This window comes from Enterococcus sp. DIV1639a, from assembly GCF_050530445.1.
Classification (GTDB): domain Bacteria; phylum Bacillota; class Bacilli; order Lactobacillales; family Enterococcaceae; genus Enterococcus_B; species Enterococcus_B hirae.
Window position 1 is genome coordinate 2,407,832 of sequence record NZ_CP172886.1, and the last position, 19,496, is coordinate 2,427,327.

The 19,496-nt window shown below is 36.3% G+C and carries 20 protein-coding genes and 1 other RNA gene; 5 read left to right on the forward strand and 16 right to left on the reverse strand.

Annotated features, from left to right (window positions below; all coding sequences use genetic code 11):
* Positions 1 to 48: 48 nt before the first annotated feature.
* Positions 49 to 558, reverse strand: coding sequence for a DinB family protein (locus IGJ32_RS11015; protein WP_010737081.1), 510 nt, complete (start codon positions 556 to 558; stop codon positions 49 to 51).
* Between the two features lie 265 nt (positions 559 to 823).
* Between IGJ32_RS11015 and IGJ32_RS11020 the strand changes: the two genes are divergently transcribed.
* The 4 genes from IGJ32_RS11020 (at position 824) to IGJ32_RS11035 (ending at position 3,315) form a co-directional block, all read left to right on the forward strand.
* The gene (locus IGJ32_RS11020) at positions 824 to 2,119 is read left to right on the forward strand and encodes a replication-associated recombination protein A (RefSeq protein WP_342082058.1); all 1,296 of its coding nucleotides are present in this window, start codon (positions 824 to 826) and stop codon (positions 2,117 to 2,119) included.
* A gap of 61 nt (positions 2,120 to 2,180) precedes the next feature.
* Positions 2,181 to 2,375, forward strand: a non-coding RNA gene (ssrS, locus tag IGJ32_RS11025) — 6S RNA.
* Positions 2,376 to 2,489: 114 nt separating this feature from the next.
* Positions 2,490 to 2,777 carry a hypothetical protein gene (locus IGJ32_RS11030; RefSeq protein WP_010720887.1) on the forward strand — a complete coding sequence of 96 codons (288 nt, stop codon included), beginning with the start codon at positions 2,490 to 2,492 and terminating at the stop codon, positions 2,775 to 2,777.
* A 70-nt stretch (positions 2,778 to 2,847) separates the two neighbouring features.
* Positions 2,848 to 3,315, forward strand: a complete 468-nt coding sequence (locus tag IGJ32_RS11035; RefSeq protein ID WP_010720888.1) for a universal stress protein — start codon at positions 2,848 to 2,850, stop codon at positions 3,313 to 3,315.
* A gap of 184 nt (positions 3,316 to 3,499) precedes the next feature.
* On the opposite strand, the gene IGJ32_RS11040 is transcribed toward IGJ32_RS11035, so the two are convergent.
* From IGJ32_RS11040 to comGA, 11 genes are all read right to left on the reverse strand, one after another.
* A complete protein-coding gene (locus tag IGJ32_RS11040) occupies positions 3,500 to 5,938 on the reverse strand; it encodes an immunoglobulin-like domain-containing protein (RefSeq protein ID WP_178306380.1) in 2,439 nt (812 codons plus the stop codon).
* Positions 5,939 to 6,181: 243 nt separating this feature from the next.
* Positions 6,182 to 7,396, reverse strand: a complete 1,215-nt coding sequence (locus tag IGJ32_RS11045; RefSeq protein WP_053766265.1) for an immunoglobulin-like domain-containing protein — start codon at positions 7,394 to 7,396, stop codon at positions 6,182 to 6,184.
* Between the two features lie 223 nt (positions 7,397 to 7,619).
* Positions 7,620 to 8,804 (reverse strand): acetate/propionate family kinase, encoded by a 1,185-nt coding sequence (locus IGJ32_RS11050; RefSeq protein ID WP_010737077.1) that lies wholly within the window; start codon positions 8,802 to 8,804, stop codon positions 7,620 to 7,622.
* A 24-nt stretch (positions 8,805 to 8,828) separates the two neighbouring features.
* Complete coding sequence (locus IGJ32_RS11055) at positions 8,829 to 9,836, reverse strand: class I SAM-dependent methyltransferase (protein ID WP_010720892.1); 1,008 nt, start codon at positions 9,834 to 9,836, stop codon at positions 8,829 to 8,831.
* 165 nt (positions 9,837 to 10,001) lie between these two features.
* The gene (gene comGG / locus IGJ32_RS11060; protein ID WP_342082059.1) at positions 10,002 to 10,373 is read right to left on the reverse strand and encodes a competence type IV pilus minor pilin ComGG; all 372 of its coding nucleotides are present in this window, start codon (positions 10,371 to 10,373) and stop codon (positions 10,002 to 10,004) included.
* The gene (gene comGF, locus IGJ32_RS11065; RefSeq protein ID WP_034700735.1) at positions 10,342 to 10,776 is read right to left on the reverse strand and encodes a competence type IV pilus minor pilin ComGF; all 435 of its coding nucleotides are present in this window, start codon (positions 10,774 to 10,776) and stop codon (positions 10,342 to 10,344) included. Before comGF ends, comGG begins: the two co-directional genes overlap by 32 nt.
* Positions 10,751 to 11,023 (reverse strand): hypothetical protein, encoded by a 273-nt coding sequence (locus IGJ32_RS11070; RefSeq protein WP_094940558.1) that lies wholly within the window; start codon positions 11,021 to 11,023, stop codon positions 10,751 to 10,753. The genes comGF and IGJ32_RS11070 overlap by 26 nt, the downstream gene beginning before the upstream one ends.
* 28 nt (positions 11,024 to 11,051) lie before the next feature.
* On the reverse strand, positions 11,052 to 11,510 hold the full coding sequence (gene comGD / locus IGJ32_RS11075; protein WP_373169201.1) for a competence type IV pilus minor pilin ComGD: 459 nt from the start codon (positions 11,508 to 11,510) through the stop codon (positions 11,052 to 11,054).
* A complete protein-coding gene (comGC, locus tag IGJ32_RS11080; protein ID WP_010720897.1) occupies positions 11,491 to 11,787 on the reverse strand; it encodes a competence type IV pilus major pilin ComGC in 297 nt (98 codons plus the stop codon). Before comGC ends, comGD begins: the two co-directional genes overlap by 20 nt.
* A complete protein-coding gene (gene comGB / locus IGJ32_RS11085) occupies positions 11,784 to 12,833 on the reverse strand; it encodes a competence type IV pilus assembly protein ComGB (RefSeq protein WP_010737072.1) in 1,050 nt (349 codons plus the stop codon). Before comGB ends, comGC begins: the two co-directional genes overlap by 4 nt.
* Complete coding sequence (gene comGA / locus IGJ32_RS11090) at positions 12,790 to 13,719, reverse strand: competence type IV pilus ATPase ComGA (protein WP_342082062.1); 930 nt, start codon at positions 13,717 to 13,719, stop codon at positions 12,790 to 12,792. Before comGA ends, comGB begins: the two co-directional genes overlap by 44 nt.
* A 130-nt stretch (positions 13,720 to 13,849) precedes the next feature.
* On the opposite strand from comGA, the gene ade reads away from it, so the two are divergent.
* Complete coding sequence (gene ade / locus IGJ32_RS11095) at positions 13,850 to 15,580, forward strand: adenine deaminase (protein WP_342082063.1); 1,731 nt, start codon at positions 13,850 to 13,852, stop codon at positions 15,578 to 15,580.
* Positions 15,581 to 15,695: 115 nt separating this feature from the next.
* On the opposite strand, the gene trmB is transcribed toward ade, so the two are convergent.
* From trmB to IGJ32_RS11115, 4 genes are all read right to left on the reverse strand, one after another.
* Positions 15,696 to 16,349, reverse strand: a complete 654-nt coding sequence (gene trmB, locus IGJ32_RS11100; RefSeq protein WP_342082064.1) for a tRNA (guanosine(46)-N7)-methyltransferase TrmB — start codon at positions 16,347 to 16,349, stop codon at positions 15,696 to 15,698.
* Positions 16,350 to 16,487: 138 nt separating this feature from the next.
* Entirely contained in the window at positions 16,488 to 17,270 is a 783-nt protein-coding gene (locus IGJ32_RS11105) for a phosphotransferase family protein (RefSeq protein WP_010720902.1), read from the reverse strand.
* A gap of 179 nt (positions 17,271 to 17,449) precedes the next feature.
* Positions 17,450 to 18,661: an ABC transporter permease gene (locus IGJ32_RS11110; protein WP_010720903.1), complete on the reverse strand. Its 1,212-nt coding sequence runs from the start codon at positions 18,659 to 18,661 to the stop codon at positions 17,450 to 17,452.
* Positions 18,654 to 19,391 carry an ABC transporter ATP-binding protein gene (locus tag IGJ32_RS11115; protein WP_342082065.1) on the reverse strand — a complete coding sequence of 246 codons (738 nt, stop codon included), beginning with the start codon at positions 19,389 to 19,391 and terminating at the stop codon, positions 18,654 to 18,656. Before IGJ32_RS11115 ends, IGJ32_RS11110 begins: the two co-directional genes overlap by 8 nt.
* Positions 19,392 to 19,496: the final 105 nt, after the last annotated feature.

The window sequence follows — 19,496 nt, forward strand, 5'->3', positions numbered from 1 at the left end:
ATAGGATTTTACATAGACCGTTCAAACCAGAACAAGGTTTAGCATTCATTATTTACCGATCACCAGTCGGCGAGTATAGATTCCCTGACCAGAATGCATCACTGCATCATCAATGATCGACACGAGACGATCTTCACGTGTGACAGGGGGTGTCCAGTTGGAATCAATGACTTCATCAAGTGTTCCTTCATCGACTTGTTCCAAGTACTCAATCGTCAATGAAACACTATTAGCTAAATAATCTGTAAGTAGTTTTTTGTCTGTTACGACGACTTTTTTTGCTTCCGCAGGTGTGTGTTGCCAATCTTGCGTATCATCAGGCAGATCTAATGCAAATTTTCCAGACCAGTCTTGACTAAACCACAGTGGTTCACTATTTTTCAAATCGGATATTTGAAGGTCTAATTCTCGAGCAGTATGCCAGATCAGCCAAGTTACTGATTTGATCAAAGGTGCCGGCATCGTATTTGCTTCTGCTACATCTAGCTGGTCTAACGTTTCTTCAAACCGTTCTTGTGCTCGTAACAATGTTTCACTCAATAACCGTGTCGCTTTCATTTTTCTCCTCCTCCAAGCCATCTATGTCTTCACTCCCTTTATTTTACCTCAAATCAGAATAAACGAGGAAGCTGGTGCTTTATTTTAAAAGTCCCCCCAGTCCTTTCAATAAGAATCCTCCCTGTTAAACTTAGCCTGAATATGAGTAAACTCGTTTCCTTTCACTTTACGGTTTACGGCGTTCTAAATTAGCGTTACCATAAAGTGGATTGTCCTAATGTATGTTATAATTAACGAACGAAAAATAAAAAAAGGAGGCCGTTTTATGCAGCAACCTTTAGCTTATCGGATGCGTCCACGAACGATCGATGAAGTCGTAGGACAAGAACATTTAGTTGGTGAAGGAAAAATTATTCGGCGAATGGTTGATGCCAAAATGTTGTCTTCCATGATTTTATATGGTCCACCAGGAACTGGTAAAACCAGTATTGCTAGTGCGATTGCTGGCTCAACCAAATTTGCCTTTCGCATGCTCAATGCAGCAACTGATTCCAAAAAAGACTTACAAGTGGTTGCCGAAGAAGCCAAGATGAGCGGCACTGTCATCCTCTTACTTGATGAAATCCATCGTTTAGATAAAACAAAACAAGATTTTTTGCTCCCACATCTGGAAAATGGACGGATCATCATGATTGGCGCAACAACTGAAAACCCCTATATCACGATTAATCCTGCTATTCGCAGTCGAACACAGATTTTTGAAGTAAAACCCTTAAACGAATTAGATATCCAGCAAGCGGTTCGATCAGCTCTAAGTGATAAAGAGCGTGGGCTTGGTAATCTAGCTATTGAATTAGACGAAAACGCCTTGCTCCATCTATCACGCGCAACGAACGGCGATCTTCGAAGCACACTTAACGGCTTGGAATTAGCGGCTCGTTCGACCGAGCCAAATGAACAGGGGATCATTCACTTGACGCTAACGATCGTTGAAGAATGTATCCAACGAAAAGCACTTACTCATGATAAAGATGGTGATGCTCACTATGACGTGATTTCAGCATTTCAAAAATCGATCCGAGGAAGCGATGTTGATGCAGCACTTCATTATTTAGCCCGTTTGGTTGAAGCTGGTGACCTGGCAAGTATCTGTCGGCGCTTGATGGTGATTGGTTATGAAGATATTGGTCTAGGAAATCCTGCTGCCGCAGCTAGAACTGTCAATGCTGTCTTAGCTGCTGAACGTCTAGGACTTCCCGAAGCAAGGATTCCTTTAGCAGATGCCGTAGTTGATCTTTGTCTCTCTCCTAAATCAAATTCTGCTTATACCGCTTTAGATGAAGCGATTGCTGATATCCGCTCAGGCAACGCTGGCGAAGTGCCCGATCATTTACGAGACAGTCATTACCAAGGAGCCAAGGCATTGAATCGTGGGATTGGTTATCAATACCCTCACAATTTTGATCAAGCCTGGGTGAACCAACAATATTTACCCGACAAATTAAAACAAGCGTCTTATTATCATCCGAAGACTACAGGGAAATATGAACAAGCCCTTGGGCAACAATATCAGCGAATCAAAGAATGGAAAAAATCAGGAGGCAATAAGCCAACGACATAGACTTGATTTTCCATGAGCGCTCTCATTGCTCTTTTTATTTCCATATGCTACTATAGAGGTGGGAAATCTGTGATGTTCGAATTGTCCTCTTTGTGTGTTGACCGAACATTTTTATTGATATCTTGGGACTCGTCTTGTGTCACTGCTGGTAACATGCCTTATCATTTGGTAGTTCGAGGCTACGACCGTGGGACCCACCTGCTTGAATTCGCGGGATCAATACTACAGGACGAACAACGGCATTAACGGAGATTACCATTTTTTGAAGATTAAGGGGCTATGCCAATTACTTGGTACAGCTCCTTTTTTTTCGAGTAGATCCCTTGAAAAACATTATTTGACCAATCTTTAGACTTTTGGAGGAATTTCTATGATTCAACTTTTAATGGGCATTGCCGCATTATTATTATTATTTGTTAGCTATTATTTATTAAAAAAACAACCCATCTTTTTCGTATTAATAGAAGAAACAGAAAAAAATCGTGGCTATTTACAATTCTATGGTGCCATTTACGCTTTCCTAGGGGTGTTAGGTATTTTTGTCGCCTTCTTCAATCAACGATTTATTGCTTTGGCTTACTTGCTCTTGGTCATTATTGTTGCTTCTGTCTTCAGTTTTACTTTCGCTCGGAAAATGGTCAAACCAAACAGTAAATAATTCTCTTTTTGTTCAACTTGTTTTACAATAGAATTATAAATGATTGATTTATCTGAAGGAGTGAATGCTTATGTTACAACAGTACAAAAAAATTATGGTTGCCGTAGATGGCTCTGATGAAGCTGAATTAGCTTTTAAAAAAGCCGTAAACGTTGCTATCAGAAATAATGGAGAACTTTTATTAGCACACGTGATTGATACTCGTTCTTTCCAAACCGTTTCATCATTTGATGGCATGTTGGCAGAGCAAGCAACTGAAATGGCGAAGCAAACGCTAGCTGATTATGAAGCAAATGCTAAAAAAGCGGGATTGAACAATGTTACTACCGTGATTGAATACGGCTCGCCGAAACAAATCATCGCTAAAGAAATTCCTGAGGATAACCATGTAGATTTAATCATGTTAGGTGCAACAGGATTGAATGCTGTTGAACGTCTATTTATTGGTTCTGTTTCAGAATATGTGATTCGTAACGCCACTTGTGATGTTCTAGTGGTACGTACTGATTTAGAGAATAAATTACCTGAAAAAGAATGATTAATTACTAAACAAGCGGTTGTGACAAAAGTATGTCACAACCGCTTTTATTTATTTTTACATATGCTAAAGAGCTTGGCACGTTCTTTTGTTCCAAGCTCTTTTTTAGATTATTTATCCAATCAATCATTTTTTCTAACCTAATCGATTTCATGATAAAAATATTTCTTTGTCATCAATTCGCCTATTTATTTCCTTTAGGAAGTACAATAATGTGCGCATCATTATAAGCTTTTTGTGCTTCTTGTACTTTCGCTAACAGTCTGTCTTTATAAGGTCCATCCACAAGACGGTGGACAAGATTCAATGCAGTATTAATATCATTTTGAGTATTGTTTGTACTTGGTTTACCATTAAAAAACAGACGATCCACCACTGGCGTTGCGTTTGATACAGCAATTAACTGATCGTATTTTTCATGCAATTCATTGGTCGTATAGCCTTCTAAAAATGGAATGTTTATATAAGGAAGTTCACCTAGTTTTTCTGCAAGATCGATCATTTCTTCTGTTGTAAAACTACCTTTAGGATTACCGATATCTCCATCAATAAAGTGTTTATCCATCGTCTCATTCGCAACTTGCCATTTTTGCATCAATGTATCGTATGCTTTTTGTGCTTGATTGACTTTTTCCAATAACGCTGTTTTTTGATCACTATCTGGTAAGCTTTCGACTTGTTGTTTCGCCGCATCAATTTGAGCTTTAGTATTGCCTACTTTTGCTCCATTTCCATCAAACAAATTATTTACTATCGTTAAAGCATCTTCGATTGCTGAATTCAAGATAGAAACTTGTTTGCTCAAAATTTCTTTCCCTTGTTCATCTAAGCTCACTAAAGTAATTGTTTTAGACGTTGCTGATACTTTATTTTTTGCATATACTTCAAATCGATTATTCTTTAACAACTTAAATCCTGGGAAGTACTCTTTTCCATCTACTATCAATTTGAATTTCTTGACATTGCCGGTCACGCTTCCTGTAATATAATCAGTGTTTACTTTATAATAATCTACAACTAAGCTTGGAGCGTTAAGGGTGATTTCTTGCATGCCGATTTCTATACCTTCAGCATTTAAAACTTTTAAAATCACTTTTTTAGAATCTACTGTTACTTTATTTTTTGCATACACTTCAAAATTATTATTCTCTAAAAGTTTAAATCCTGGTGTATATTCTTTGCCATCAACAATTAATTTGAATTGTTTAGCCTCACCTGCAATTTGACCTTTGATGTAATCTTTACCTACTGTATATTCTTCCACCGTTAATTTAGGTGATTGTACAGCAACTTCTCTTGTACCTGTTTCTTTTCCATTTGAATCAAAACTTTTCACTGTAACTGTTTTTGTTGTCGAAGGAATCCTTTTCCCAATATAAAGTTGAAATTTATTGTTTGCTAATAATTTAAATCCTGGTGTGTATTCTTTGCCATCAACAATCAACTTGAACTTCTTGATTTTCCCACTGTATTCTCCCGTCATATGGACATTTCCATAATGATAAACATCCACTTTGAATGCATTTACTCTATCATCCAAAGCTGCTTGAGCGATTTCTAATTTTTTCAATAATTGTGCTTTAACAGGAGATATATTATTTACCGCATCTACTTTTCTTCTAGCTTCATCTATTGCTTCTTGAGTATTACTTTCTTTGGGAGTGTCTCCATTAAAGAGCTGATTTACAGCTTCTACCGCTTGTTTTTCTGCAGGATCTTGGACAATATGTGCATCATTATAAGCTTTTTGTGCTTCTTGTACTTTCGCTAATAGTCTGTCTTTATAAGGTCCATCCACAAGACGGTGGACAAGATTCAATGCAGTATTAATATCATTTTGAGTATTGTTTGTACTTGGTTTACCATTAAAAAACAGACGATCCACCACTGGCGTTGCGTTTGATACAGCAATTAACTGATCGTATTTTTCATGCAATTCATTGGTCGTATAGCCTTCTAAAAATGGAATGTTTATATAAGGAAGTTCACCTAGTTTTTCTGCAAGATCGATCATTTCTTCTGTTGTAAAACTACCTTTAGGATTACCGATATCTCCATCAATAAAGTGTTTATCCATCGTCTCATTCGCAACTTGCCATTTTTGCATCAATGTATCGTATGCTTTTTGTGCTTGATTGACTTTTTCCAACAACGCTGTTTTTTGATCACTATCTGGTAAGCTTTCGACTTGTTGTTTCGCCGCATCAATTTGAGCTTTAGTATTGCCTACTTTTGCTCCATTTCCATCAAATAGATTATTGACTGCATCAGTAGCATGTTGAATCACTTCATCTGCAAGTGTATTCTTCTGTTCCGGTACTGGCACACTTGATGCGTTCTGTTCTTTTGTAGTGGAAGATGTTGTTGTTTCTTCTACTTTTTTATTTTCTTTTTCTTCTGAAGCGTGTGTTTGACTTGTTTCACTCGCCTGACTTGATTGATTTGATTGATTTGCTTCTTCTTTTTTCTCATTTTTTTCCGAAGTAGTAATAGTGATGCCTTCTCCCGCCCCATTTTGATCTGCATGGACCATTGGTGTCACTACTCCAGATAAACTAGATAATACTAATGCACTCGTAGTTGAAAACGACACTAAATTCTTTTTCAAGTTCCCCTTTTTCAATTAAAAACCACCCTTTTTTGTTTATTTGATTTAAGGAAATAATAACCTATTCGGGCTCGCTATTTTTTTTAATTATTTAAAAAAAAATGTCATTTTTTTAAATAGACTATTTTATAAAATAAAAAACAATGTTAAAGTTACTCACTTCGGTAAAAAAATTTTTGTTTGTGACACTGGCTGTTCTTCTATTTCTATTCAAGTAACTTTTTATACGAGTCGTTAATGCTTCAGCTATAAAAATAGTCAGTCTTTATTCGTTGAATCAATGAAAACCACTTGCTTACTAACGATTTCTTTTCCTTGTTCATCTAAACTAATCAAAGTAATAGATTTAGTTAGCGCCGATACCTTGTTTTTCGCGTAGACTTCAAATTGATTATCCTTTAACAATTTAAATCCTGGAAAATACTCTTTTCCATCCACTACTAACTTAAATTTCTTTACTGCCCCAGCATAGGTACCTGTAATATATTCATTTCCTAATTTATAGTCATTTATATCTAAGTAGGGAGATTGGACTCTAACTAAACCAGATTTTAACAAATCTCCTTCTGAATTCAGAGCAACCAAAACGACTCTTTTACTTCCACGTAATATTTTATCTTTCGCATAGACTTCAAATTGATTATTCGCTAATCGTCTAAAACCTGGAGTGTATTCTTTCGTGCTTCCTGTGGTCCCCACCCTCAATTTAAATTTAGCAACATCACCAATAAACTCACCTTTGACATAGTTTTCTCCTAATGTGTAATTGTTAATGGTGAGTTTCGGTGCTTGAACTGAAACGTTTTGAGAACTTGTCTCTTTTCCTTTTTTATCAAAGATTTTTACTGTGACTGAAAAAATTGAAGGCGGAATTTTCTTTCCAATATAAAGTTTGTACTGATTATTTGGTAACAAAGTAAAACCTGGGGTATATTCTTTATCGCCAACAATCAATTTAAATTGATTGATTTCCCCTTCATAAGCACCAGTCATATATACGTTTCCATAAATATAGGGGTCGATTGTACAGGAAGGAGTTTTTTCGTCAAATTCTTTTTGTCCATTTTTTTCTTTAGAATTTGTCATTTTAGTCTGTTTTGAATCATACATTTCTTGCGCTTGAACAATTTTTTCAAATAATTTTGTTTTTTGTACACTTTCTGTTAATTCCATTACTTGTAGCTTTACTTCATTAATTTTTGCTTGGGTATTACTTGTTTTTGCTCCTGTTTCATCAAACAGAAGTTTCACTGCCTCAGTCGCTTTCTTAACGTTTTGATCATTAGGAATGTTCGTTTGTTTCACATCTGAATGTTCACCTGAAATATTTGCCTGGCTGATTTCACTTTTCATTGTTTTCTTTCCTGAGACTTCATTTTGTTCTGCGTATACAAATGGACTGGCAGTTATAGATGAATTAGCTAATATTAGTACACTCATAATCGTTATCGTTAATCGATTTGTTTTTCTCAATTCAATCTCCTCCCTTTTTTTCATAATACTTTATTTTATTTCTATATTTTTTATTGATTTAAAAAAGAACATTTCTTTTTTTCAATCAATCACTTTTTATAGACAAAACAAAAAAACGAAGTGAACAATGTTCACTTCGGAAAAAATTTATTCTTAAAATTATGATACGTTCGTTACACTATTTCATACCTAAAAAAGGCTAACAACTATTTCATTAGAATATTTATTTACGTAAACGTTCCACGTCACGAGCGATCATTAATTCTTCATCAGTTGGAATGACAAGTACTTTGACTTTTGAATCTTTTGTGGAGATATCTAATTCTTCCCCACGTTTTTTATTCATTTCAGGATCAATTTCACAACCAAACCATGTCATCCCTTTAATGATTTCACTACGGACGTGCCCATCATTTTCGCCAATTCCAGCAGTGAAAACAATTGCGTCAACGCCGTTCATCGTTGTCACATATCCACCAATATATTTACGGATACGGTCTACAAAGATGTCATATGCCAAATGGATATGCTCTTGTTCATAGTTTTTCTCAAGGTCACGCATGTCACTTGATAAACCTGTTAGACCTAACAAACCTGATTTTTTGTTTAAAATGTTGACCATTTCATCAATATCAATCTCTAATTTTTCCATTAGATAAGGTAAAACAGCTGGATCGATGTCCCCTGAGCGTGTTCCCATTGTTACACCTGCCAGTGGTGTGAATCCCATCGAAGTATCAACTGATTTTCCACCATCTACTGCCGTAATTGAAACACCATTCCCTAAGTGACAAGTGATCAATTTCAACTCTTCGATTGGTTTCTCTAACATCTTAGCCGCACGTTCTGCTACATAGCGATGACTTGTACCATGGAAGCCATATTTTCTTACTTTGAAATCTTCATAGTAAGAAACAGGTAAGCTATACAAATAACTGCTTTTTGGCATTGTTGCGTGGAATGACGTGTCAAACACAGCCACACTTTGGATATCAGGTAAGATTTTTTTAAATGCTTTGATACCCATTAAGTTAGCAGGGTTATGCAATGGTGCAAACTCTGCCAATTCTTCAATGCGATCCATCACAGCTTCATCCACGATTACAGAATCAGCATAAGTTTCTCCACCATGAACGACACGATGTCCTACCCCAGTGATTTCATCGTAAGAGCTTAAGATTTGTAATGCAATCAGTTGATCTAACAACATTTTTACTGCTACTTCATGATCATCGATGTCCATGATTTTCTCAAATTTTTGATCTTCACCATATTTGATCGTAAAAATTGAATCTTCTAAACCGATTCTTTCGACAATTCCTTTAGCAATTACGGTTTCTTCTGGCATTTGATATAGCTGCCATTTTAAACTTGAACTTCCAGCGTTGATAGCAATTGTTTTAGACATATAATTCTCCTTCTTAGTGCGTGATTAAAGAGAAGACGATTTCCATGTTTCAAATTCTTTAAAAAATTCAGTCACCTTCTCTGGTTTCTTTAGTGAATCAAGTTTTACAAGTAATACTTCTTGTGCTTGTTTTGCCTTTGTTCCTTTTTTCTGCAAGATCAAAATACTTTTTTGTGATTGCTTGTTACGGAATAATTCATCTGGTAATTGGATCATTCCTTGAAGATATCCTTCTTCTTTAAACCATCTTTTGACTTCTTCACTTTGTTCTGTTTCTAAGAAGTTACTTGGCATCAAAAACAGACCGAATCCATCTGGTTTGACATACTTCATTGCCTGTTCTAATAGCAGATGATGGGCATAACTATGCCCTTGTGTGGTGCTTGTTAAAAACTCTTTTGCTTTTTGATCATTCGGATAATAACCAATCGGTAAATCGCTGATAGCTACATCCACTGGATCAATCAGTAATTCTTGTAAGCCATCTTGGTGAAAATATTGAACATTCGCCTGAGTCAGATCACTTGTTGAAGCAGCAACCGCTAATAACGTATCGTCAATATCTACACCCATCCCTTCCGCTTGGTATCCCGCACTTGATAGGTTTAAAAGAACTGTTAATAACAAGTTGCCCATTCCTGCTGCAATGTCCAAAATCTTGATTGGCTCTTCTTTATTTGTGAATAGCTGTTCAATTAAAAAGACAAATAAAAAACCAATACTATCTGGAGTAAGTTGATGGTTCGCTTGAAGATGTTCTGTCTGACTCCCCTTTAGTAACAGTAGTTGTGACAGACGGCGCCACTCTTCTGGTTCAAAGGAAAGTTGACTGAGTTCTTTATACAAAGCAGAAATCTGTTGCTTGATTTCTTCAGACGGTACTCCATCTACCACTCGTACTTGATAGTTGTCGATTAAGTTTTCAGCATTTTCGACATAGGCTTCTAAAAAGGAAGTTCCCAATGCATTTTGTAAAAGCTGAATCGCTTTTAGGTTTTGTTCAAACCCCTGTTCCATTTTTTCTGGTAACATGGTGCACCTCATTTCTAGATATATTATAACAATTATTTTACCTGTTTAATTTTAACGAACTATGAGCAAAATTTCAATCGTTTTCACACTTTTTTGTTTGTGAAATAAAAAACATAAACGTTATGTAAACAGCGGTAACACAGAAAAGAGTGCGTTTTCATGGATTCACTCACTTTCTGTGTTACTTTCTGTATCATTGTTAAGCATTTCCATGAACTGAAAATGCTGAGATTCGATCTGAATTTCGATCGTTAGCTGATTCGCTTTTCTTTTGTAATGAACCTTTCCTAAATTATATTGATACATTCCCTGTTCTTTCAACTCGTTACTTTCAGATAAAACCATTTGTTTGATTATTTTTGCTACATAATAATTTTTGGTGCGTTGATTCAAATCTACTGTCGAGCGATAAGTTTGTACAATGATCGACAATAAGGAACTACAAACTAAAAACAATAGTAAGGTTGAGAATAAGATATTACTACTGAACCCCTTGTTATGCTTTTTATGATAGTGGCTTGGTCCAAATTCCCTCATACTTCTCTCCGTTTATAAATTCGATTAAAAATGTGATAGCTGCAGTAGAATCTCTCACTTCCCAATGCTTGACTTGTGTTAACACAGGTTGGTGTCCCCCTGATACTTCTCGTTTACGTATCAAAGCATGATATTGCTCAAATAAATAGGTTTTCTTTTCCATCTCATAATAAATACGGTTATCTTTAATGACGACATTTTTTCCTTTTTTTATTTCTTCTTCAAACTGAGCTAAAAAAATCAGCCACTCTTTTTGATCCTTTCGTTGTAAATATTGTTCAACTTTCGTTGTTTGCGTGATTAAAAGACTGATTGAAAGTAAAACAGCACTTAAAATGGCAAGCGAAATCAAACATTCAATCAGTGTAAAGGCAGCTTTATTCTGGTATTTTGGTAATCTCAATCACTTTGTCTCCTTGTGTGAGCTTCACTTTTTCGATCTTTTTCTTTTTAGCGGTTATGGTTGTCTGACTATCTAGTCCATTTAACGTTCGGTTCGGTATTTGTTCATACATTCGGTAGGTTTTTACATCTTCATATAGTCTGCGAAGTAATAAGATTTCCTGATTATTTTGCTTTTCTGCAGTTAATAAATACAAATTCCCGTGACTGACAAGAAAGATACACGATAAGGTAATGGATAAAGCCATTACTGCTTCTAATAGAATAAAAGCATGTCTATTCGATTTTTTTAATATATCGGCCACTCCCTAGCTGAAATTGATAAACGATTGTTCGTCTTTTATTTGTCCAATAGAACCGATAGGCTTGCAATGAACTTTCATTGCCGGTTCCCGAAGCGAATATGAGCTTTTCCATCTGTTGGACAGTGATTTCATCTGGCACCTCTAAAGTTGACCAACCGAGATTGGGATTAGGTACGTCAAAAACAATTTGATTCTTTGATTGATCGTAAAAGATTCTTGTAGCTTGTTGGCTGACAATGGCTATTTTCTGAGTGGCATATATCCGACTTTCAAATTGTGCAAAAAATTGCTCTATTGTCATCTGCTTTTGCCAAGCTGAGACCGAAAGTGAAGGGAATAGAAATAATCCTAAAGTGATCGTCAAAACAAATAAGGTTTCAATCAAAGTATAACCAGTAAAGCAAATTGGTTTATTTGCGGTTATAGGCATCTGCATGTTCTTGCTTTATATATCCCTCCTTTAAGAGTTCTGCGATCGTTGGGACTTTCCCATTATTTTGCAAAGAGTACAATTCTTTTTGAGCATCGACTAATTGCATCACTGCTTGTTTGCCTTCTCGATTGACATGATCTCGATAACGGGAAATATTAGGGATGAACAAGAGAACTAATGCACTGATCACTAATAAGACGATCAGCATTTCGATCAACGTAAAACTTTCAACATTCCTTAATTGTTTTCGTCTGAAATTGACTAGATATTTCATAATAAAACCTCCTCAATGTTGCCATAAACCGGCAGTAAAATTGCTGCATAAATCAATAGAATCAAGCTGGCAATTCCTAGAAAAAGGACTGGCTGTATCCATGAAAGTCCACGGTTCACCTTTTGGAAAAAATGCTGTCTTGCTAATTTACTGTAAAACAAAAGTTCTTTACCTAAGTTTCCTTTTGCTTCCCCTTGTAAAACGATTTGACTAAATTCAGCCGTTAAAAATGAATAAGTCTCAAACTGCTGTGCTAAAGAAATTCCTGATTCTAACCCTTTTGTCAGACGAAATGCTAATAGTTGGATCAAACTCCCTTGTTTTGTTTCTTTCAAACAAAAAATAATTTGGCGCAATTCTAATCCCTCGTAGAATAATTTTCCAAATTCTAAAGCGATATAAGAAGACTGGTAGAGGGAAAAAAGCGAACCAATCAATGGTTTGTTGCTGAACCATTCCCCTCGTTGAATCATATCCATTTTTAGGAGCCTGATCTTGATAAACAGACATAATAAACCAACAGATAGTAAAACAAGAAGAACATACCAATGAAAGGACTGCAAGAATCGGATTCCCCAATGCGTATCCATGACCATTTCCGAAGTTAATAACTGTGGCAAAATAAATTGGCGTAATGCAACTAAGATCCCTAATAAAAACAAACACAGTAAACACGGGTAACTGATCATCTTTTTTAATTCTTTTCGAAATTCTGCTACGAGACGAAATTGTTCTGCCATCCCATTCAATGTTTGGATCAAGTTCCCATGCGCACTGGCTAACTCGATTTGCACAAGCTTGTCTTGAGTAAAACCCAATGCTTGTAGAACCTCATAAAAAGAATGTCCTTCTTGCAATAAACGGTGTCCTTGCTGTAAATAAATATGGGGGACAGGTGTGATCTTCAACAATATTTCCGTTGCTTCTTGAATACTAAATCCATGGTCAAGTAACTCCCCCATCAGTCGAATATACTTTGCTTGATGGTTCAGTGACATTTTCTTAGAAGGCAAACGATCGCCAGCGACTATTTTTTGCTTCTTCATAGCTTTGGTCCCACCCTTTCCTCTCAAAATCATTGTAGGTAAAGTTGTAACCCCATAAAGCCGCTGCTGCTTGTGTTTGGTCTAAAAGGATTTCTTGGTAGATTACGCCAGATAAACATTCAAAAAACTCATCGCTTCTGCCAACTAATTCAAGAATTCTCGCTTCGGTTCCATCTAAATGGCGGGCATGAACCGTCGCAAATACACGGTGACCTGTCAACGCTGCTCGAATTGCTACATTCGCTGTCTTGCTATCTCTGATTTCTCCAATGATCAATAAATCTGGACGATGACGTAACGCAAGCTTCAGCAATTCCTCATACGTTTGTTCGATTTTATCGTTTACTTGTAATTGTAAAAAGGCTGTTTCTTCAATTTCTACTGGGTCCTCTATTGTAATTACTTGTACCTCTTTGTCTTGTGCCAAATAGTACATCAAAGAAGTTTTTCCTGATCCAACTGGTCCGCTGAACAAATAGAGCCCACGCTTTTTACTCCGCTCATTGATCACCTTTAAATCCTCAGGACAAAAACAGCAGAACTGTTTTTCAGACAAATCATAAAGTAATCGAATCACCAAACTTTCTCTTTGTAAGTAATCACCTACAGAAGACAGTCTCAGTCTGACCTCTTTTTCTTTTAAGACGTAAGTCATTGCACCTAATTGCGCTTTTCTTCTCTCACCAATATCCATCTCTCCTAAATATTTAAAGCGTGAGATTAATTGTTGTCCAATATCTGATGCAATACTTTTTTGGAATGTTCGTTTTTTACTATAGCGGTAATAAATATTGAAATCAGTTTGATTAGGCATTATATAGATATCTTGAACACGATTTTTATAACTTTCATTAATGAGATCATCTGATATCTCCTTTATATCCATCTTATCCCCTCCATAAAAAACATACGTCTTTTTTCTAATACTATTTTATTTTTGTATCATTAAATGCTAAAAGATGGGCAAAATCCGAATTTATGTTATACTATTAAAAATTTATTTTGGAGGGAACATGGTGGAATCATTACGAACAAAGCATATTTTAGTCGCTGGGAAAAAAGAACCAGCTGATCTGGTAATCAAACATGCACAAATCGTCAACGTTTTTACAAAAGAAATCCTAACCGGTGATGTTGCGATTTGTGACGGTAAAATCGTGGGGATCGGTCAATACGAAGGCAAAGAAATCTATGATGCAAAAAATCAATACCTCGTACCAGGACTTATTGATGGGCATGTGCATATCGAAAGTTCACTTTTATCTCCAAGCGAGTTTGCAAAAATTTCTTTATTACATGGCGTCACTTCGGTAATTACTGATCCTCATGAAATAGGAAACGTAGCGGGAAGTATTGGGCTTGATTTTATGATTGAAGATGCCCAATCCGTACCAATGAATATTTTTATCATGCTGCCATCCTGCGTTCCTGTAACACCTTTTGAAACAAGCGGCGCAGTGCTAGACGCCCAATCATTCATTCCTTTTCTTGATCGTCCTGAAGTGTTGGGACTTGCTGAAGTGATGAACTACCAAGCTGTTGCAAATAACGAAAAAACCATCATTGATAAATTACAATTGATGCATGAGAAAAATATGAAAATCGATGGTCATGCAGCTGGTATTCAAGGAGATGAGCTAAACGTCTATTTGACAGCTGGTATAAAAACCGACCATGAAGCGACTAACGCACAAGAAGCAAAAGAACGTCTAGCTTTAGGGATGTATTTAATGATTCGAGAAGGGACAGTTGCAAAAGACCTCGAAGCACTCCTTCCCGTTGTAACACCAGAAAATTCACGACGTTGTTTATTTGTCACGGATGATAAACTGATCGATGATCTGGTTGCAGAAGGCTCTATCGATCACATCATACGCCAAGCAATCCATTTAGGAATGGAACCATTACAAGCTATTCAAATGGCCACACTAAACGCGGTCGAATGTTTTGGCTTAAGTCAGCTAGGCGCCATCGCACCTGGCTATCAAGCTGATTTCTTCTTAACCAATGATTTAACGACCCTTCCAATCAATACTGTCTTTTCTAATGGAAAAATCGTGGTAGAGAATGCACAATTGAATCTGGAACAATTTCCGAGACAAAAAAATACTTATGCTCAAAAATTACCAAAAATGGATGTGAAACCATTAACGGTCGATTCTTTTGCTTTACCACTTTGTACTGAAAAAGCCCACACGATCGAAGTCATTCCTAATAGTTTATTGACCAATGATTGTCTCGTAGAAGTAGACACAAAAAACGGTGTCTTTGTTCCTTCAATTGCCAACGACCAACTAAAAATTGCTGTGATCGAACGTCACCATCGAACAGGAAATGTTGGCGTTGGGATCGTTAAGGGATTTCGACTAAAGAAAGGAGCTCTTGCAACAACTGTTGCGCATGATTCTCATAACATCGTCGTGGTGGGAACGAATGACGAAGATATGTTAATAGCAGCAAACCAATTAATCAAAAAAGGTGGCGGAATGATCGCTGTTGCAGATGGTCAAGAGTTGGCTTGTTTACCCTTACCAATCGGTGGCTTAATGTCTCAAGAACCTTTTTTAGCTGTGAATGAGCAGTTAGTTTCCTTAACTAAAGAAGCACATTCGTTAGGTGCCAGTCAATCATTCGATCCATTTTTAACACTTTCATTTTTAACATTATCTGTCATCCCCGAATTAAAGATCACAGATAAAGGCTTATTTTCATTTTCTAAATTTAACTTGATTGAACCTTCTATATAAAATAAATACGAAAATATTTTGTCCTACAATTTTTCCTTGCTCGAACAGCTGCATCTACAACCAAAAAAGCAACCGAAACAAAAATGTTTCGGTTGCTTTTGATTAAATGAAGTCATTATTTCTTCGTTTTATCTGGAAATTGAGCTTCAACACGATAGATTCTTTGACCTCTTGAAGAAAATTTTTCTTCGTATTCAGTCATGATATTTCCTTCATATTTACTTTGATGTAAATCTAACCATACCTGTTTGATGATCATGCCGTATTGAGAAAAACTAGCTAATGAATATTCAAATAGTCCTTGGTTATCTGTTTTAAAATGGATTTCTCCTTTAGGGCGTAGAATTTGTTCATCCACCGCTAAAAATGTACGATACGTTAACCGGCGTTTTTCATGTCTTTTTTTAGGCCACGGATCAGAAAAGTTCAAATAGATTTGATCAATCTCACTATCTGCAAAATATTCCGTCAACGCTGAACCATCAACATGCAATAGTTTTAAATTTGGTAATGGTTGTTCAATTAATTTATCTAAAGCAATTGATACAACGCTGACTTGCATTTCTACCCCGATATAATTGATTTCAGGATGAGCCTTAGCCATTCCTGTGATAAACTGACCTTTTCCCATACCAATTTCAATATGGATCGGCTGCTCATTGCCAAATAGTTCGTTCCACTTACCTCTCCACTTGGTTGGTTCACTTATTACTAGATCTGGATGCGCTGCTAGCATTTCAGCAGCACCTGGGCGATTACGTACACGCATGAAAACTCCATTCCTTTCTTTCCTAAAAAAATAAAGATCAGACAAGTGATGTTCTACTCTTCTGATCTTAACTCTGAATAAATAATCGACAATAAATGCTTTATTCGTACACCGTACTCATTCTTTTTGACTCTTTGCTCAACCACTAAAAATTCTTTTCAACTGTAAGATCTCTTCATTCATTCGTCGATGATCTTCACGCTGACAATATCGGGTAATCTCTTGTAAAAGATTCATCGCAGCATACCAATGTAATTTTTCTAATATCTCATCCGTTGGGCGAATCCCATAAGTAACGAGCCATTGATTCCAATTAGATAATGGAACATAATTCCCTAAAATCGTGGCAATATCCACCGCTGGATCAGCAAACATAATTGAATCCCAATCAACTAGATACAAATAATTTTTGCACACTAACCAGTTCCGATGATTGACATCTCCGTGTACAACTGCAAAGTTCTCTTTATCCATCTGTGGAATTTGTTGACGCAAAAACTGGTGAACGATTTGTAAAAATCGATTCTTTCTGAGTGTCTCAGGTAACTCCAGTTCATATTGTTGCAACATTTTTTCTGGTGTCATCACTCTACCACCGATCCGAGTCAACATCGTTTTAAGTGAAGCAGAATGATGCAAATGATACAAGACATCAATAACATCATTTCGCTGGCCGATCTCGGTCGGAGTTAATAAACGTCCTTCTAGCCATTCCTGTGCTGTTAAGGTATCGCCATTTCCTGTCCGTTTCGTCCATACCAGTTTTGGTGTAATTCCTTCTCGGGATAGTGCAGCAAGCATTGGAGTCGTATTGCGTTTAATAAAGACCTTATCTTCATCGCGCATGCCTATGTATGTTTTTCCCGTATCACCTTTGATTGGGCGTAAACGCCATTCTTGGTCTAACTGAAACTCCATCATGCATTCTCCCGTCCTCTAAACTCTATGATTTGCAGTACTTATTATTCTAGTCGCCTAAGCCCCGAACGTCAAGCACATATACGTTCTTTTTTCCTGTATTCCTCTCTAAAAAACCATCTTTTATCAAAAAAACGAGAGAAAAAGCAAATCTGCCTTATTCTCTCGTTTTTTCACCTCTTTTATTCGTTCATTTTCTTGATCCGAGTCGGTGTATAGATTTTAATAAACAAGCCGATGACGATCAAATAACTGATAATCGGTATGAGTTTGTCTAGCCCATTTAATACGATCGCACCAATCAATCCAAAAAGACTAGCGGCAATCAGCAAAAGATTTAACAATAACTTTTGCAGCGCAACTTCTTTTTGCTTTTCCGTGATTGGATAAAGTTGGACAAGTGTCATGTAACGAAATTGATTGTATAAAGGAATCACTTGGAATCCGATCAAATAGATAAAAAGCGCACCAATAGCAGTTATAAAATAAACATCTTCAATACCTGCAATCAAGATACTTCCAATCAACACTAAGCGTAAGAAAAGACCACTGAAATCAGAACCTCTAATAAATCTTCTGACATAAAGATAATAATAAGTATTATCTTTCGTTTTCTTCGTATGTTGAAGCAACGGGTCTAAATACCTTCTTCTTTTGACTTTAGAAGTGATTTCCGGCACGTCAGTAAAAAGATTGATGAATTGATAGATTTGATGTAAACGTTGCTCTTCTTTTTGTATCATTTTTTCCCAATCCAACCGATACGTCATATTTTTCCATAAAAACCAAAAGTAAATATTTAATTGAATCAACATAGCTAACAATCCAAGCCAGAGCCATCCATAGACCGTAAGCAACAAGATCAGCAATGTCGAAAGATACCAAGAAGCTTTCCATACCATCAATTTTTTCTCTTCAATTCGGAAAAGCTCCACTCGTTTGATTTGTAGTTGACTACTCTTCAATCCCCAGAGAATCAGTAAATAAACGAAATAAAAAGAAAAAGGCTGCCCGGTTGTCACAACCACGAGGGGCATTGAAAAGCCACAAGCTAGTCCTAAGAACAGAAAAGGAAATAGACTGGAATAAAGAAAAGCTCGTTGGAGATACTGATGCATCTCCTTTTCTTTCGGTAGTAGAAAAACCAGATCGGCCGCTTGCGTGAAAGTGGCAAATTTACCAAAAAACAAACAAATAAACCAAAAGATCGTAAGGATAATCCCACCCATTTGAAAAGGAGTCGTTAACGTTTTTAACCAGTTTGAATAGTAAAAGCCGACTCCGCCAAATAGAAATAAGCAAACCAATACAAAATGATCATTTAGTACATAACGCAAATACTTCATCATTTTTTTCTGGTGTTTTGCTAATCGCAATTGAAAGAAATTATTCATGATCCTGCTCCTTTGTCAAGGAGATATAAATTTCATCCAGTGAAGAATCAGGTAGTCGGAATTCCTCCTGTAAGTCTTTTAAGGTTCCATCTGCACGTATTTCTCCATTGTGCAGAACTACAAAACGATCACAATATTTTTCTGCCGTAGCTAAAATATGCGTAGACATCAAGATCCCTGAACCTTCATTTTTCATTTCTACCATTAGTTCTAAAAGAGCATTGATTGCTAATGGATCTAATCCTAAAAAAGGCTCATCAATAATGTACAAAGAAGGCTCGATCAAGAAAGCACACAAGATCATCACCTTTTGTTTCATCCCTTTTGAAAAATTGGCTGGCAACCATTCCAAACGATTCTCTAAACGAAACGTATGTAACAATTTCTCAGCTCGTTGCATCGCTATATCGATTGGAATATCATAGGCCATCGCAGTCACTTCGATATGTTCTCTTAAAGTTAGTTCTTCATATAAAGAAGGCGTTTCAGGTATAAAACCGATTTGATTTCGGTATTCTTCAGTATTTTTTTTCAAACTCAGATCATTAATCGTGATAGATCCTTTTTTTTGTTCTAAGAGGCCAATGATATGTTTGATCGTTGTACTTTTTCCAGCGCCATTTAAACCGATCAATCCTACCATTTCGCCAGGCTGTACACTAAAACTAATATCTTTTAAAACAGGTAGATGTCCATAGCCACCTGTTACATGTTCCACAATTAGACTCATAATTTTTCCTCCGTCGTTCGATTGTTTTTATTATACCATGAAGAAAACGAAGTCAATTTATTTTTTTTCATACAAATCTTTGAACATATGGTAAAGTTAACATAA

Bases quoted from the DNA above. Each gene is read 5' to 3' on its own strand.
- comGA (WP_342082062.1), bottom strand. From the start codon at position 13,719: ATGGATATAAAGGAGATATCAGATGATCTCATTAATGAAAGTTATAAA.
- IGJ32_RS11105 (WP_010720902.1), bottom strand. From the start codon at position 17,270: ATGATGGAGTTTCAGTTAGACCAAGAATGGCGTTTACGCCCAATCAAA.
- IGJ32_RS11110 (WP_010720903.1), bottom strand. From the start codon at position 18,661: ATGAATAATTTCTTTCAATTGCGATTAGCAAAACACCAGAAAAAAATG.
- IGJ32_RS11030 (WP_010720887.1), top strand. From the start codon at position 2,490: ATGATTCAACTTTTAATGGGCATTGCCGCATTATTATTATTATTTGTT.
- comGD (WP_373169201.1), bottom strand. From the start codon at position 11,510: ATGCCTATAACCGCAAATAAACCAATTTGCTTTACTGGTTATACTTTG.
- IGJ32_RS11015 (WP_010737081.1), bottom strand. From the start codon at position 558: ATGAAAGCGACACGGTTATTGAGTGAAACATTGTTACGAGCACAAGAA.
- IGJ32_RS11050 (WP_010737077.1), bottom strand. From the start codon at position 8,804: ATGTCTAAAACAATTGCTATCAACGCTGGAAGTTCAAGTTTAAAATGG.
- IGJ32_RS11115 (WP_342082065.1), bottom strand. From the start codon at position 19,391: ATGAGTCTAATTGTGGAACATGTAACAGGTGGCTATGGACATCTACCT.
- IGJ32_RS11035 (WP_010720888.1), top strand. From the start codon at position 2,848: ATGTTACAACAGTACAAAAAAATTATGGTTGCCGTAGATGGCTCTGAT.
- comGG (WP_342082059.1), bottom strand. From the start codon at position 10,373: ATGAGGGAATTTGGACCAAGCCACTATCATAAAAAGCATAACAAGGGG.
- comGC (WP_010720897.1), bottom strand. From the start codon at position 11,787: ATGAAATATCTAGTCAATTTCAGACGAAAACAATTAAGGAATGTTGAA.
- trmB (WP_342082064.1), bottom strand. From the start codon at position 16,349: ATGCGTGTACGTAATCGCCCAGGTGCTGCTGAAATGCTAGCAGCGCAT.
- IGJ32_RS11055 (WP_010720892.1), bottom strand. From the start codon at position 9,836: ATGTTACCAGAAAAAATGGAACAGGGGTTTGAACAAAACCTAAAAGCG.
- comGB (WP_010737072.1), bottom strand. From the start codon at position 12,833: ATGAAGAAGCAAAAAATAGTCGCTGGCGATCGTTTGCCTTCTAAGAAA.
- IGJ32_RS11070 (WP_094940558.1), bottom strand. From the start codon at position 11,023: ATGGCTTTATCCATTACCTTATCGTGTATCTTTCTTGTCAGTCACGGG.
- IGJ32_RS11020 (WP_342082058.1), top strand. From the start codon at position 824: ATGCAGCAACCTTTAGCTTATCGGATGCGTCCACGAACGATCGATGAA.